General features: G+C 72.3%; 15 protein-coding genes. 9 read left to right on the top strand and 6 right to left on the bottom strand.

The genetic code is table 11. The annotated features are described in order from the left end of the window. Positions 1-2: 2 nt before the first annotated feature. Complete coding sequence (locus tag A5481_RS18945; RefSeq protein WP_156655636.1) at positions 3-812, bottom strand: thermonuclease family protein; 810 nt, start codon at positions 810-812, stop codon at positions 3-5. 644 nt (positions 813-1,456) lie between these two features. Further along, positions 1,457-1,705, bottom strand: a complete 249-nt coding sequence (locus A5481_RS18940) for a hypothetical protein (RefSeq protein ID WP_048436986.1) — start codon at positions 1,703-1,705, stop codon at positions 1,457-1,459. Between the two features lie 1,495 nt (positions 1,706-3,200). Here A5481_RS18940 and A5481_RS18930 point away from each other — a divergent pair. Next, complete coding sequence (locus A5481_RS18930; RefSeq protein WP_048436985.1) at positions 3,201-3,539, top strand: hypothetical protein; 339 nt, start codon at positions 3,201-3,203, stop codon at positions 3,537-3,539. 376 nt (positions 3,540-3,915) lie between these two features. On the opposite strand, the gene A5481_RS18925 is transcribed toward A5481_RS18930, so the two are convergent. Beyond that, on the bottom strand, positions 3,916-4,296 hold the full coding sequence (locus A5481_RS18925) for a hypothetical protein (RefSeq protein ID WP_048436999.1): 381 nt from the start codon (positions 4,294-4,296) through the stop codon (positions 3,916-3,918). Between the two features lie 358 nt (positions 4,297-4,654). Between A5481_RS18925 and A5481_RS18920 the strand changes: the two genes are divergently transcribed. Beyond that, positions 4,655-4,915 carry a hypothetical protein gene (locus tag A5481_RS18920; protein ID WP_048436984.1) on the top strand — a complete coding sequence of 87 codons (261 nt, stop codon included), beginning with the start codon at positions 4,655-4,657 and terminating at the stop codon, positions 4,913-4,915. A gap of 60 nt (positions 4,916-4,975) precedes the next feature. Here the strand turns inward: A5481_RS18920 and A5481_RS18915 are convergent, their stop codons facing one another. Further along, complete coding sequence (locus A5481_RS18915; RefSeq protein WP_048436983.1) at positions 4,976-5,446, bottom strand: MgtC/SapB family protein; 471 nt, start codon at positions 5,444-5,446, stop codon at positions 4,976-4,978. A 307-nt stretch (positions 5,447-5,753) separates the two neighbouring features. On the opposite strand from A5481_RS18915, the gene A5481_RS18910 reads away from it, so the two are divergent. The 5 genes from A5481_RS18910 (at position 5,754) to A5481_RS18890 (ending at position 10,831) form a co-directional block, all read left to right on the top strand. Then, entirely contained in the window at positions 5,754-6,203 is a 450-nt protein-coding gene (locus A5481_RS18910) for a helix-turn-helix domain-containing protein (RefSeq protein ID WP_048436982.1), read from the top strand. Positions 6,204-6,302: 99 nt separating this feature from the next. Beyond that, entirely contained in the window at positions 6,303-7,481 is a 1,179-nt protein-coding gene (metK, locus tag A5481_RS18905; RefSeq protein ID WP_048436981.1) for a methionine adenosyltransferase, read from the top strand. Positions 7,482-7,539: 58 nt separating this feature from the next. After that, positions 7,540-8,241: a tRNA (guanine(46)-N(7))-methyltransferase TrmB gene (trmB, locus tag A5481_RS18900; protein ID WP_048436980.1), complete on the top strand. Its 702-nt coding sequence runs from the start codon at positions 7,540-7,542 to the stop codon at positions 8,239-8,241. 62 nt (positions 8,242-8,303) lie between these two features. Then, positions 8,304-8,837 (top strand): coiled-coil domain-containing protein, encoded by a 534-nt coding sequence (locus A5481_RS18895; protein WP_053082585.1) that lies wholly within the window; start codon positions 8,304-8,306, stop codon positions 8,835-8,837. 212 nt (positions 8,838-9,049) lie between these two features. Next, positions 9,050-10,831, top strand: coding sequence for a sensor histidine kinase (locus A5481_RS18890; RefSeq protein ID WP_064504180.1), 1,782 nt, complete (start codon positions 9,050-9,052; stop codon positions 10,829-10,831). 50 nt (positions 10,832-10,881) lie between these two features. On the opposite strand, the gene A5481_RS18885 is transcribed toward A5481_RS18890, so the two are convergent. Then, a complete protein-coding gene (locus A5481_RS18885) occupies positions 10,882-11,844 on the bottom strand; it encodes a hypothetical protein (RefSeq protein WP_053082584.1) in 963 nt (320 codons plus the stop codon). 290 nt (positions 11,845-12,134) lie between these two features. On the opposite strand from A5481_RS18885, the gene A5481_RS18880 reads away from it, so the two are divergent. Beyond that, positions 12,135-12,734 carry a superoxide dismutase gene (locus A5481_RS18880; protein WP_048429540.1) on the top strand — a complete coding sequence of 200 codons (600 nt, stop codon included), beginning with the start codon at positions 12,135-12,137 and terminating at the stop codon, positions 12,732-12,734. A gap of 159 nt (positions 12,735-12,893) precedes the next feature. Here the strand turns inward: A5481_RS18880 and A5481_RS18875 are convergent, their stop codons facing one another. After that, entirely contained in the window at positions 12,894-13,736 is an 843-nt protein-coding gene (locus tag A5481_RS18875) for a ChbG/HpnK family deacetylase (protein WP_048436978.1), read from the bottom strand. A 97-nt stretch (positions 13,737-13,833) separates the two neighbouring features. Between A5481_RS18875 and A5481_RS18870 the strand changes: the two genes are divergently transcribed. Beyond that, positions 13,834-14,859, top strand: coding sequence for a glycosyltransferase family 2 protein (locus tag A5481_RS18870; RefSeq protein WP_048436977.1), 1,026 nt, complete (start codon positions 13,834-13,836; stop codon positions 14,857-14,859). Positions 14,860-14,929 lie beyond the last annotated feature (70 nt).

The raw sequence follows: 14,929 nt of genomic DNA, 5'->3' as shown, positions 1-14,929 counted from the left end.
GATCAGCGCCGCTGCGCCTGCTCCTCGTCCAGCATCTCGATCATCTCGGCCGCGCCGACGTCCAGGGTCGGCCCGCGCCAGAGCTCGACGATGCCGCGAGCCCGCACGCGCCGCCCCCGAAGCGCGACAGCAGAGAAACCACGTTCGAGCATGATCCGCCAAGTGCGTTTCGACACCGTGACGGTCACACCTTCCGTGCCGAAAGGGGCGAAGTTGAGGTAGGTGCGGCGCTCGCGCTCGCCGACGTTGCGCACACGCCCTTCCACCACCGCAAAGCGTCCCGCGAGCGCGGCGAGGCGCCCGACCTCCTCCGCCGGCACGGGCGGCGCCCCGGCCCAGATCCCGCGCCCGGCGCGGCGCGCCGCCTCCTCCAGCGCCAGCAGGCCCGGGCGGCACAGGCTGTCGCCCTCCCCGGCATCGACCGGCGCCAGCCCGGCCGCGACGAGGCCGCCGGCGAGGTCGACCGGCTCGCCCTCCTGCGTCGCGGCATCCAGGGTGATTCGGCCCCAGCGGTCGGGCTCGGGCGCCTCGCGGGTGGCGAGGGAACGCCCGGCGAGGCCGACGAGCCAGGCCCGGGCGGCTTCGGCCGCCGCCGGATCGTCGGGCCAGCGCAGCCCGTCGAGGCGGGCGCGCCGGCCGGAGGCGAGGACGAGCTCGCCCCCCGCCGCGACCGATTCGAGCCGGTCCTGCCCGGCGACGCGGCCCCGGCAGGCGGGCGGCTCGCGACCGCGCGGGCTCGCCGCCTCCGCCGCGCCGGTGAGAAGCGCCAGGGAGCCGGTCACGAGGCCGAGCGCCGCCATCCGTCCCGTCATGCCGGTCGTCCACCCCATTCCGCCCCCGGCGAGGTTGGCGGAAGCGGGCCGAGATGGTAAGAGGCTCGCCGTGGGTCTCCGTAGCTCAGCTGGACAGAGCACAGGTTTCCTAAACCGAATTGGGCGTCGCGCCGGGAAACTGCGCGGCGGATCCGCTCAAAGTCGGGGAAAGCGTCGAGCCGCGAGGCCTCACGCCGATCCCGAGCCAAGCCCGGCCTCCCAGGCCGGGAAGGTGTAGAGACTAGACGGGCGGCACCTAAGGGCCTTCTCGAGGCTACGGTGAAGGGATAGTCCAGACCACGAACGCCTCGCGGCGGCGGCGAAAGCCGAAGTGGTACGAAACCTGGGGTCGCAGGTTCGAGCCCTGCCGGGGACACCACGCATCTTCAGGCCCTTGTCCGGGCCGAAACACCGGTTGAAATCACCGCTCCGTGGTCCGCCGGCCCTGCAGGTCGGGGCAGATTGTCCACGGGGCTGATGAACGGCATCCTGCGGGACGGGCTCGACATCTGCTGTCGGCGCGCCTCCCGAGGGAGGATCCCGCCGATGCCGGACGGGCCCATCCGCTAAGAGAGCCATGCCCGCCGCCCGCCCCGTGGCATGGCGGGCCGCGAAGTTGCCCGGCCGGGCCGGCGGGCGGATCGTCACGGCCTATCGCCGGTGTCCTCCATCTGCCCGCGGACGAAGCCCCGGGAGATGAGCCGGCTGCGCTCGCGGGTGCGGCGCTCGGCTTCCAGAAGGTCTGCCAGGGCATCGGTGATGGCGCAGCGCAGGGCGAGCGCGAGGTCGCCCGAGGTTTGGGTGAGGTAGGCCGCCGCGATAGCCTCGACGGGGCACGAGATGCCGGAGGGAGTGGAGGAGCCTTCAGCGGGTCCGGTGTGTCTCGCCAGCATCGTGGGCCTCCTTCCGAATCATCGAGAACGAAGAGGGAACACGCCACGAGCGGGTTGGTTCGGTCAAGGCTGGCGGGTGGGCCTTACGCCAGGAGCGCCCATGGATCCGCCGTGATGGCGACGGACGGCACGGTACCTGAAGCATCGATGCCGAGGTGAAGCGATCGCGCTCGTTTCCGTGATCGCTAACGCCGCCTCAACCACTCTGCCTGTACACCTCGGCGACAGGGGGCATCCATGCTGCTGATTGTGTTCGTGGCGATTGCCGGGGGCTTGCTGACGGCGGCGGCCATGGTCCCCTATGGACCGTTGATCGCCTTGCTCGGTGCGCCCTTCGGCGGCAGCCTCTGCGCAGCGGTGGCGGCTTTGGTCATCCTGCAGCTTCGCGGACCCGCCTACCGCTCCGACGAGGATCTGGACGCACGGACGGATGCCATGGTGGCCGACCTGCAGGGCATCCTGGCCCAGGCTCGGCGCCAAGAGCCGTCACGGCACCAAGAGCCGTCACGGCACCAAGAGCCGTCACGGCACCAAGAGCCGTCACGGCACCAAGAGCCGTCACGGCACCAAGAGCCGTCACGGCACCAAGAGCCGTCACGGCACCAAGAGCCGTCACGGCCGGAAAGCGAGCGAGCCAGCAGGCTCGCTTGAGCGCGGCGACCGCCACCTCCCGCTCGCCAGGGCCGGGAGCCGGCACGACACCCGCCTCCCCGCCATCGGCGCCCGTCCCACGATCGCGCCGGTCTGGCCGGGCCGGCTTCGAGATCGTCTCCACTTTCGTGCGGCCCGTCGTCGAGCCTCCCGCAGGGCCACCGCCCGGCGCACGGCCGGGTCCCTCGGCAAGGGCTTCCGCTCGCCTTGCGGTTCTTCGACACCGACCGGGCGAAGCGATCCACCCTGCTCCGTGTGCCCCCGCACATCCCGAAAGACGAAGTCGACGCTAGACCGCCGGGACGCCCGCAGGCTCCGGCCTGCCCCGGCCGGCGGCAGTCCGGTGCCCGTTTTCGCCCCCTCCGGGCGCGGGACTGCCGCCCTTTCGAGGGCATCCGACGGCGCATACCGCTCAATGGCAGGCCGCCGTCGCCGAAGTCGGGGAGTGCCTGGGAGAGCCGGATCGCCGTCTCGACCGCAACGTCCCCGCGATCCAGCGCGACCCGGCCCCTGCATCAAGAGTTTGACCCCAGATGCTCGACGTGAGTCGATAGCGTCCCATGACGGAGCGCGCGTCGACACCCGGCGATCGACGTCCATGCTCTTGCGCTCCGGTTCGGGCAACTTGGACGAGATCGACGCCGCCGTCGATTCGAGGGTTCGGGATGCTCGGGATGTTTTGCGGGACATGCGGGTCGACGACCCCCGCGGCCCGCGACCGGGCGGACAGACGTCGCGGCGGTAGCGTGGAGGCAGGACGAGCCGACATCGGTCGCAGGGCCGGCGCGGCCGCGGCACCTCACGGGACGCGACACAGAGCGCCGCGGCCGATATCGCTTGTCTCATGTCAAGGTGGCGGGACCGGACAGATCTCATTCTCCCACGCCTTTTTCGGCAGAGGAAGACCGACCGGGTGAAACACCTCCCAGTCAAGGACAGCCAGCAGACGAGGATCCGCAAGACGCTCGCACGCATCGCCGACGCGGTCGGCCGACCGGTCGCAGCGTTCGTCGACACCTCCCGCGACGACGTCTCTGCGGACGACGCCGCAGAATTGTTGCGGCTGTGGACGGCGATCGAGGACCCCGAGGCGCGCCGGCAGGCGCTCGCCTTCGTGCGGTCCCTGGCGGAGGCTCGACCCCGGGAACCGGGGGCGGCGCCCGGAGAGATTCGCGGCAGGTGACTTGGTGCAGGTGACTGGCGCAGATGCCTTGGCACAAGTGACTTGCGGGGACGGCGCCGTTTTCCGCTTGATCGTGGTCCCGAAACCTCACTGCCGCCTTTATTGCCGTGCCTCCTGCGCGACGACACGGCCGCGACGCGGTCCGACGACCATCCAGCGAGGCAGCAGCGTGCGGTTCATCGGCATCTTCGGAGCGCTTCTCTCGGTCGCCCTCGTCCTCGCGGTCGGCGCGGTCTTCACCCTCCTGGCGGCCCCGTTCCGGGCGGCGCTGGCACTCAAGCGGGCGTGATCCAGACGCCCGCGCGCCATGGCGAAGCCCGCCCGGTCGCCCGGGCGGACCGCCGCGGCCCGGGACGCGCAGGCGGTTCGCCCACGCTCACGCGGCGGCCCTGACGAGCCAGATCGCGGCGGAGAGGCCCACTCCGGCAACGCCGATGAAGCCGACATAGAGGACGAGCGTCGGATCGGCGCGGTCGTGCGCGTAGCCGGGCTTGCGCGGCGACAGGCGCCACCGTTCCTTGATCTCGGCGAGGCGGGCCCGGGCGATGTCCTTCGGGGACAGGGCGTTGCCGCCAGCCTCCTCGCAGGTTCCGAGCATCGCCATGCCGGGATCGAACACCTCGACCTTGTCGCCGCTGCGGCCGGAATCGATGTCGCCCTTCAGCATCGCCGTGTTGGGCTTCGGGGCGTCGACCGGGGCCGGTGTCGCGGCGGGCTGTGCCGACAGGTGCGGCGGAACATCGGTGTCGTAACTCATGGCCATGGCCCTCGTGATCGGCGAGGCCGTCGCCCCGCATCCATCCCGGTACTACGTCCGTCGGCGCACGAAGTTCGCCCCCGGGCGGCCTCGCCAAGGGGCGATCCGGTCGGGGCGGGATCGGCGGCCGGACCATCGCCATGCGGCATCGTGCGTGCTCGAAGGGCGTTCGCGACCGGGGCCCGACCGACGAGCGGAGAGCGCCGGCATCCCGCGGCCTCGGGCCGGAAACGGCCTGGCAGCAAATACGTAGCCGGCCGGCGAGATCGCGGTACCTCCGCGGCCGAATTCGCGCTATGGGGCTTGCGAATCCCGGCCGGCCCCGGCCGGACCTCTCGCGACGATCGAACCCGGTATCATGGCGCACGACGACACCTCGCTTCGCATCGAACTGGAGGAAGTCGCGCCGGGGGAGTTCATCATCTCGATCGGCTGGCGGGAGAAGAAGCTCGGATCGCTCTACCTGCGCGGCGACCGCGACTACGCCGCCGCCTTCCTCGATGCGGCCCGCCAGCGCATCGTGCTGGCGATCGCCGGCGACGCGCCGGGCGACGTCGACGGGCAGGTCCAGCGCGAGCTGATCGACCTGAGCCGCACCCTGAAGCAACCCCGGACCTGATCGCCGGCCGGGGACGCGCGGCGCCGGCCCCCACCTCCTCGCCGACAGAGGCGCCCGGGCTCAGGCCGTGCCGCCGGGTCCGGGTTGCTCCTGCGTCTTCCGCTTGCGCCGCGCCTCGATGCCCCGGTCGATGGCGCCGCCGACCAGCAGGGTGACGAGGAGGAACCCCGTGGCGAGGGCCAGCGGGCGGTAGGCGCCGAGGCCGCAGACGATGCCGAGGGCCGCCGTTACCCAGATCGCCGCGGCGGTGGTGAGGCCGTGGACGTGCCTGCCCTCGCCCTTCACGATCACGCCGGCCCCGAGGAAGCCGATTCCCGTGATGGTGCCCTGGATCGCCCGGCTCGCATTCGCGTCGGTCCCGTCGCCGGAGAAGCCGGACCCGGCCAGGGTCACCAGGGCGGCGCCGAGCGCCACGAGGCCGAGGGTGCGCACGCCCACGGGCTTCGAATGCATCTCGCGATTGAGGCCGACCAGCCCGCCGGCGAGCACGGCGGCCCCGAGACGCAGGCAGATGTCGGTGGTCGAGAGCATCGTCCGTCCCCGTTCGCCGCCGCCGGGACGACCGGCCGACGGGTTCGCGGCCGCGTGCGGGAGCGGGGCGTCCCCGCCGGATCCGGGGGGATCGTCCCGCACCCTCGCGACCCCGCGTTAACGCCGCGTATCGGCCGGTGCCGGCGGCTGCGGCGGCGTCCGTCGCCCAGCGCCTCATCCGCTATGACGAATGAAGCGTTCGCCCAAAGCGCGGGCATTTACCCGATCGCAACCGTTGGAAGTCAACAATCCTCCCGTCGCCTTCCACGCCGCGGCGCGACACGCGGGCAGACCTGCGAGCCGGGAGATGGCCGGGAAACCTGCGGATCACCGCGACGTCCATATCGGCGGCCTCATCGAGGAGCGGCGCCTGCGGGCCGGCCTCAGCCGCGAGGCTCTTGCCGCCCCCCTCGAGGTCTCGCTCTCCCAGCTCGGCAAATACCTGAAGGGCGCCAATCGCCTGAGCGCCACCGACCTGGACGTCGTGGCGCGGGTGCTGGGTGTGCCGGTGGGCTTCTTCTTCGAGGGCATGCCGGGCCGGGAGGGGCATCCGTCCGGGCTCAGCGACCGGCCGCAGGCGCCGCTGGAGGCCCTCGCCGGGTGGACCGGGTTCGCCGAGGCGGTGGCCCTGGCCGCCGAGAGCCATCTCGATCGGGAGCACCGGCAGGCTCTGGGCAGCCTCGTGCGCGCCGTCGACCGCGCGCTCTCGCGGCAACAGACGTTCGATAAAGAGAACAACTCCGCTCCGTCGGATTGACGTTCGGGATTCCGGCTGCCAGAACCCCGCGATCGAAAATGTCGGGCAGCAATCGGCCGTCGTGTCGCGCCCGACGCGACCCTGGGGGCCTCGCACGCCATGCCGCGTTCAAACTACCTGTTCACCAGCGAGTCGGTCTCCGAGGGCCATCCGGACAAGGTCTGCGACCGCATCTCCGACACCGTGGTCGATGCCTATCTCTCGGTGATGCCGGAGGCCCGCCTCGGGGTCGAGACCCTGGCGACCACCAACCGCATCGTCATCGCCGGCGAGGTGCGCGGCCCCGATTCGGTGACGTTCCGGGATCTCGAGGAGCTGACCCGCCAGGCCGTCAAGGACATCGGCTACGAGCAGGACGGCTTCCACTGGAAGAACAACGACGTCGCCATCTACCTGCACGCCCAGTCCGCCGACATCGCCCAGGGCGTCGACGCCGCGGGCAACAAGGACGAGGGTGCGGGCGACCAGGGCATCATGTTCGGCTATGCGTCGGACGAGACGCCCGCCCTGATGCCGGCGCCGATCTACTACGCCCACAAGATCCTGAAGGACCTGGCCGACGCCCGCAAGGCGAAGTCCGGCGATGCGGCCAAGCTCGGACCGGACGCCAAGAGCCAGGTCACCGTGCGCTACGTCGACGGCCGCCCGGTCGAGGCGACGCAGATCGTGCTCTCGACCCAGCACCTCGACGAGTCGCTCGACTCGGCCGCCGTGCGCGCCATCGTCGAGCCCTACATCCGCGCGGCGCTCCCCGAGAACTGGGTTACCGACGGCACGGTGTGGCACGTCAACCCGACCGGCAAGTTCGTGATCGGCGGCCCCGACGGCGATGCCGGCCTGACCGGCCGCAAGATCATCGTCGACACCTACGGCGGCGCGGCGCCCCACGGCGGCGGCGCCTTCTCGGGCAAGGACCCGACCAAGGTCGACCGCTCGGCGGCCTACGCGGCGCGCTACCTCGCCAAGAACGTCGTCGCCGCCGGCCTCGCCCGCAAGGCCACGATCCAGCTCGCCTATGCCATCGGCGTCGCCAAGCCGCTGTCGATCTACGTCGACCTGCACGGCACGGGCGAGGTCGACGAGGCCAAGCTCGAGTCGGTCCTGGGCCAGCTCGTCGACCTGTCGCCCCGCGGCATCCGCACCCATCTCGGCCTCAACAAGCCGATCTACGCCCGCACCTCGGCCTACGGCCATTTCGGCCGCGAGCCGGACGCCGACGGCGGCTTCTCGTGGGAGCGGACCGACCTCGTCGGCCAGCTCAGGAGCGCCCTGGCCTGATCCGCCGCCCCGGTGCTAACGGGGCGTCCACACGCCCCCTCTTCGGCACCGGGACATCATGGACGACCACGACAGCGACGCGGAGGCCGGGCACGTCCGCGCCTTCTATGGCCGGCGCAAGGGCAAGCGTCTGCGCCCCGGCCAGGAGGAGCGCCTCGCCGACCTCCTGCCGCGGCTGCGCCTGCCCGAGGCCGGCCGCCTCGACCCCTCGGCGCTGTTTCCCCGTCCGGTCTCGGAGACCTGGCTCGAGATCGGCTTCGGCGGCGGCGAGCATCTGGCCGCCCAGGCCCGGCTCAATCCCGGCACCGGCATCATCGGCTGTGAGCCCTTCGTCAACGGCGTGGTCAAGCTGCTGCGCACCGTCGACGAGGAAGGCCTCGACACCGTCCGGTTCTGGGACCGGGACGCGATGGAATTGCTGCCGCGCCTGCCCGATGCGAGCATCGGGCGCGTGTTCCTGCTCTATCCCGATCCATGGCCGAAGCGCCGGCAGCGCAAGCGCCGCTTCGTCTCGGACGAGGCGCTCGGCGAGATCGCCCGGGTGCTCGTCCCCGGCGGCGAGTTCCGCTTCGCCTCCGACATCGACGACTACGTCGGCTGGACCCTGGTACGCGCCGCCCGCTGCCCGGCCCTGCGCTGGACGGCCGCCCGCTCGGCCGACTGGACCACGCCCTGGCCGGAATGGCCCGGCACCCGCTACGAAGCGAAGACTACGGCCGAGGGGCGACGGCCGAGCTACCTCACCTTCGTACGGGTATGACGTGACGGCAGACGCCCGGCGGGCTCCTGTCGCGTCACCCGGGCCCATGCTAGGCTGACCGCATGACCGCCGTCGCCTTCGACACCCTGAAATTCGCCCGCGCCCTCCGGGAGCGGGCCCACCTCACCGCCGAGCAGGCGGAGGGCCTGTCGGAGGTCTTCGCGGAGGCGGTGCAGGGTGGGCTGCCGACCCGGGCCGACCTGCAGGGCCTCGAAGGTTCGGTGACCGCGGAGTTCGCGGCGGTCCGGGCGGAGATCGCAGGGTTCAGGGTCGAGACCCGGAACGAGTTCGCCGCGGTCCGAGCGGAGATGAAGGCCGAGTTCGCCGCCGTGCGCTCGGAGATCGCGGCCTTCAAGGTCGAGACCCGGAGCGAGTTCGCTGCGGTCCGAGCGGAGATGAAAGCCGAGTTCGCCGCGGTCCGCTCGGAGATGAAGACCGAGTTCGCCGCCGTCCCCTCGGAGATGAGGACCGAGTCGACCTCGGTCCGGTCGGAATTGAAGCTCCTCGAGCAGCGGATGACGATCAAGCTCGGCGCCATGCTGGTGGCGCTCGGCGGCATCCTGATCGCGGCGATCCGGTACATGCCGGCCCGCTGACGGCGCCGGGGCGTGCTCGGGCGCACTGCGCGGGCGAAGCGCGAACGACCGACCTTGCCGCCGACCGCACGGACGGGCATGGTTTTCCCCGCAGAACCGCCAAGCCGGGCCGGGCGGGGCATGTCGGCTCGGGATGCCGCGCGGGAGGGCACGGGGGCCATCGGCCCTGCACCTCCGCCACCCCGCCCGCCGATGACCAGGACTGACCCGCCTTGGACCAGAGGCCCGACGCCGCCCCCGGCCTGCCGGACGTTTCCCTCTCCCGCCTCGCCTTCGCGGGTGCGCCGGTCGCCCTCGCCTGCCTGACCGGACCGGACCGGCGCATCGCCGCCGCCAACCCGGCCCTCGGGGCGCTGCTCGGCCTCGCCGCGGGAGACCTCGTCGGCCGCACGATCGCCGAGATCGAGCACCCGCACGGCCCCGCGACCGATCCCGACCTGTCGGGCGACGGCTGCTGGCGCCGGGCCGACGGGTCGCCGGTCCGGGTGCGGCTTCGCGCGGGCGCCGAGCAGGACGGGGTCCGGATCGTCGCCGTGGAGGCGATCGCCGAGGCCGCCACGGCCCGGGCGGAGCAGACCCGCCTCGCCCTCGCCTCCGCCGGCCTCGGCGAATGGAGCTGGAGCCCGGCCGACGGCCGCGTCGTCCTGTCGGATCGGGCCGCGGCGATCCTCGGCCAACCGGCCGGCGCGACGCCGGCCTGGGCCGCGTTGCAGCAGGCGGTCGGCCGCGACGACCTCGAACGGGTCCGCGCCACGGTCCAGGATGCCGTCGCCAAGGCGATCCCCTACGCCGTCGAGATGCGCTTCCGCCGGGCCGGCGACGGCCAGGAGGCCTGGATCTCCGCCCGCGGTCAGGCGACCTGGGCCCCCGACGGCACGCTCACCGGCATGATCGGCGTGCTGCAGGACATCACCGCCCGGGAGGCATCGCGCCGCGCCTTGCACGACCGCGAGCAGCGGCTGCGGGTGGCGACGACCGTGGCGGCCCTCGGCATCTTCGAATGGCACGTGCTCGACGACCAGTCGCTCTGGGAGAACGAGCGCATGTGGGAGATCTTCGGCCGCCGGCCGCAGGACGGCACGATCAGCATGCGCGAGTTCTTCCGCAGCGTGGTCCACCCGGAGGACAAGGCGGGCTTCCGCGCCGCCGTGGCCGCGGCGCTCCACAGCGACGGGGTGCTGCACGCCACGGCGCGCATCCGCCGCCCGACGGACGGCCCGGCGAAGGACCCGGCCGCGGAGGTATGGCGCACGATCGAGATGGCCGGGCGCTTCGAGCGCGACGGACCGGCCGGCCTGCCGCAGCGCCTGATCGGCGTCGTCGCCGACATCACCGACCGGCGGCTCGCCGAGGAGCGCCAGTCGCTGCTGATCCGCGAACTGCACCACCGGGTGAAGAACACGCTCGCGACCGTGCAGGCGATCGTCGGGTCGACGGCCAGGACCGCATCGAGCATCGACAGCTTCTACGAAGCCTTCGTCGGCCGCATCATGTCCCTCGCCCACACCCATTCGGTGCTCACCGAGGACGTGTGGCAGACCGCCTCCCTGCGCGGATTGCTCGAGAACGAGCTGCGTCCCTATGCCGACGGCGAGATGGGTCCCGGCACCGGCGGGCGGATCGACCTCGACGGTCCGGCGGTCGACCTGCCCTCCGAGGTCGCGGTACCGATCGGCATGGCGATCCACGAACTGACCACCAACGCGGCGAAGTACGGTGCCCTGTCCAACCGGGCCGGACAGGTGCGGATCCGCTGGAGCGTCGAGCCGGGGGACGACCGGCCGCGCCTGCGCTTCCACTGGCGGGAATCCGGCGGCCCCGCGGTGGCGCCGCCGACCCGCCAGGGCTTCGGCTCGCGCCTGCTGCAGCGGGTGCTCACGACCCAGGTCCAGGCCGAGGTCGCGATCGACTACGCCCCCGGCGGCCTGACGCTGACCATGCTGGCGCCGCTGCCGGCCCGCAACGCCGCGCTCAATCCGCTGGCGACGCTGTGAGCGGCGGCCGGGCCGGCGCGGCGTGCGCGGCCCCTTCGACGTAACGCCGGCTACGCGGAGCGTGCGGTCCCCTCGCCGCCGGCGCTGCGGAACGCCTTCAGCTCGTCGATCGAGGCGAAGTGGAAGCGCCCGGCCGGCGTCTCGGCGTCGATCGTGCCGTCGGCATACATCGTGTAGGTGTTGCCGCCCGAATCGTAGGTGCCGATGACGGTCTTGGCCGGCGGCTCGCCGGGACCATCCTCGGGCAGCGGCTCCTCCCGGGCGGGCTCCGGCGCCGGAGGCACGGGCTGGGATGCGGGCGGCATGACCTCGGCCGGAACCATGGGCTCCGCGTCCGGCGGGGCGGGCGGCGGCGGGGCGGCCCCGTGCGGGTCGGCGGCGTGGATCTCGGCGGCATGGATCTCGGAGGCATGGATCTCGGCGGCATGGATCTCGGCGGCACGGGCTTCGACGGCCTCGAGCCGCGGCTCCTCGACCGGGACGTGAAGCGCCGGCTCGTGACGGCCGGCCTCCGGCGGCGCGGGGTCGTGCGCCATCGGGCCTGGCGCCGCGTGCGGCAGGTCCGCATCCTCGGCCCGGGTCAGGCGCAGCTCGCTCGCGGCAAGCCCGGCTCCCGCGACGGCGGCGCCGGCCGCGAGGGCCGCCCCGCCGTCGAACCCCGTCGGCTCCGCCGGGCGCATCTCGGAAGCCGACGGCGCGGCCGCCGGGAACGGGATCGGCGGCGGGACCGGCGGCATCACCGGCTCGCTGCGGCCCGGGCGGGCCGGCGCGGCCTCCGCGCCCGGTTCCGCCGAGACGGCCGCCGGGCGGCCCGCCAGGGCGCGCTCGATGCGCCCGAGCCGCGCGACCGCGGCGGCGATCCCGAGCAGCACCGCGCCGCCGCTCGCCCCGACGGTGCCGGCGATCACCATGGTCCAGCCGACCTCGAGCCGCACGAACGGGATGCCCTGGACGATCGCGGCGACGCCGCCGATCAGCATCAGGAGGGCGAGCACGAACAACGCAACGATCATCGGACTCTCGGGTTGGCGAGACGCGGAAGCGGGCGGCATACCCGGTTCGGGACAGCCGAACGGGCGGTCCGGGACCGCCGTCCCGCCCGCCCGCGACGGCCAAGACTTAACGACGCCGGCCGCTTTTGCAAAATCGCCGCGCTTGACCGGGGACCAAAGTCCGGGATGGGGCCCCGGGATGGGCGACCGGCGTTGCCGCCGGCCCGGGGCCGACTTAGGTAGACGCGGGTGCCGCGGCGGCGCCGTCTCGGGAACCGCCGCGCCGAACCCATGCGATCCGGAGACACGCCATGGCCTTCACGCTGCCCGAACTCCCCTACGCCTACGACGCGCTGCAGCCCTACATGTCGAAGGAGACCCTGGAGTTCCACCACGACAAGCATCACAAGGCCTATGTCGACACCGGCAACAAGCTCCTCGAGGGCTCGGAGCTCGCCGGCAAGAGCGTCGAGGAGGTGGTGAAGGCCTCCTACGGCCAGAACCAGCCGCTCTTCAACAACGCCGGCCAGCACTACAACCACATCCACTTCTGGCAGTGGATGAAGCCGAACGGCGGCGGCGCGATCCCGGGTGCGCTCGAGAAGAAGATCGCCGAGGATCTCGGCGGCACCGACAAGTTCAAGGCCGACTTCATCCAGGCCGGCGTGTCGCAGTTCGGCTCCGGCTGGGCCTGGCTCGCCGTGAAGAACGGCAAGCTCGAGATCATGAAGACCCCCAACGGCGAGAACCCGCTGGTGCACGGCGCCAAGCCGATCCTCGGCGTCGACGTGTGGGAGCACTCCTACTACATCGACTACCGCAACCGTCGTCCCGACTACCTCAAGGCGTTCATCGAGAACCTGGTGAACTGGGAGCACGTCGAGAAGATGTACGGCGAGGCGATCGCCTGATCGGCGCCGGATAGACGCTGATCGAGAGCCCCCTCCCCGCCCGGGCGAGGGGGTTCCTCTAGAGCACTTCGCGATCGCGTTGCAATCGCGAAGCTCTCTATGTCTTTGTTTTGCCGCATTTTTCACGACGAACCGGTACCCACTTCGTCGAAAAATGCTCTAGGCGGCCGGGGCCAGCACGAGCCGCAACCCCTCCCGCTCCAGGAATTCTTCGAACCGCGCGGAGCCGAGATAGGCGAGTTCGAGCGGCCGGCTCGCCACCACCGGGTCGAGGGCGCGCAAGCCATCGTCGACCTCGCCGGGATGGCACATCACCACCGGCGCCGGCCCGAGATCGCGAAAACTCCGCTCGAAGGCGTCGGCGAACCCGTCTCCCGCCGCGAAGTCCGAGAAGCCGGAGAACCCCCGGTTGACGGCGAACCCCGCGCGACGGGCCGCCTTCGCAAATCCGAGACCGAGCCCGGCCACCACGGCGGCCTTGCCGGCCTGCGGCCGGCTCCGGATCGCCCTCGGGCGGTCGCCCGGATCGCGCAGCCAGCCCCGCCAGCCCCGCGCGCTCAGCGCCTCGAGGAGCGCCCCCCGCACGCCGGGCAGGACGTGGACGTGCTGGTGGCCGTCGACGAAGTCGGGCGCGAACTCCATCGCCGCCGCGAAGGCGTCGAGCTGGCGCTCGATCTCGGGCCGGATCTCCGCCGCCCGCAGGCGGCCCGACACACTGAGCGACATCAGCCGTCCGAGCGGCGGCAGGCGCCCGTCCGGCGCCAGGCGCGGCAGGGGGCCGAGGGGCGCGCCCGTCGTCAGGGTCAGGTGGAGGCCGAGGCCCACCGCGCCGCGCAGCTCCCGCAGGGCCGGGGCCGCCGCCCGGAAGGCCGGGATGTTGGTCATCGACCCGGTGGCTGATATGCGCTGCCGTCGCGCCAGGTCGAGGATGCCCCGGCTGACGCCCGGGCTCAGGCCGTAATCGTCGGCGCAAAGCACGACCGGGCGCCGTTCAGGAAGCATCGCTTAGATCTCGCGCTTGAGCCGCCGGTGCCCGCACCGGCCTTGTGACCGTCCGCCGGCCCCGCCGGCGCCAGACACCGAAACGAGGGACAGCGTCGTGGAGCTGTTCAGACATCCCGAGACGGTCGACCTGAGCGTCGTCATACCGGTCTTCAACGAGAGCGCCAACGTCGCGCCGCTGCTCGCGCGCCTCACCCCGGTGCTGGAGCGCCTGACGCCGGCCTGGGAGGTGGTGTTCGTCGATGACGGCAGCCACGACGACACCGCCGCGGCCGTCGCCCGGCACAACGCGGCCGAGCCCCGCATCGGCGCGGTCTCGTTCAGCCGCAACTTCGGCAAGGAGATCGCCATCGCGGCCGGGCTCGACCATGCCGAGGGCCGCGCCGTGGTCATCATGGATGCCGACCTGCAGCACCCGCCCGAGCTGATCGCGACCTTCTGGGAGCGCTGGCGCGAGGGCAACGTGATGGTCTACGCCCAGCGCACCGACCGCGACGACGAGAGCCCGATGCGGCGCGGCTTCGCCCGGCTGTTCTACCGGCTGTTCGCCCGGTTCGGCGAGATGCCGCTGCCCGAGGGCGCCGGCGACTTCCGGCTGATCGACCGCAAGGGCGTCGAGGTGCTGCGCTCGCTCCCCGAGCGCGCCCGGTTCTCCAAGGGCCTGTATTCCTGGATCGGCTTCCGTTCGGTCGGCGTGCCCTACCAGGTCGAGGAGCGCCAGCACGGCAGCTCGAAGTGGAGCTTCCGCAAGCTGTTCCGCTTCGCCTTCGACGGCATCACCTCGTTCTCGACCGTGCCGTTGCGGGTCTGGACCTATCTCGGCGGCACCATCGCGGGCATCGCCTTCCTCACCGCGCTCTACTTCGTCGCCGACACGCTGCTGCGCGGCCCCGACGTGCCGGGCTACGCCTCGCTGATCGTCTCGGTGATGTTCTTCTCCGGCGTGCAGCTGATGTCGCTCGGCATCATCGGCGAGTATATCGGCCGCATCTTCGCCGAGGTGAAGCGCCGCCCGCTCTACGTCGTCGCCGAGCGGATCGGCCCGGCGGCGCAGGGGCACGACCGTCTGGTGCGCGACGACCGCCGCGGCGCGCGGCCTGCGCGCTATTCCGGCGCCGCGTGACGGCGCATTTCCGGCGCCGCGTGAGGCTTGCCGGTCCCGCCGCGGGCCCCGCGCCTGTGCTATCGACGGC

This window comes from Methylobacterium platani, from assembly GCF_001653715.1.
Lineage (GTDB): Bacteria > Pseudomonadota > Alphaproteobacteria > Rhizobiales > Beijerinckiaceae > Methylobacterium > Methylobacterium platani.
This window is presented reverse-complemented; position numbering and strand designations above follow the sequence as displayed.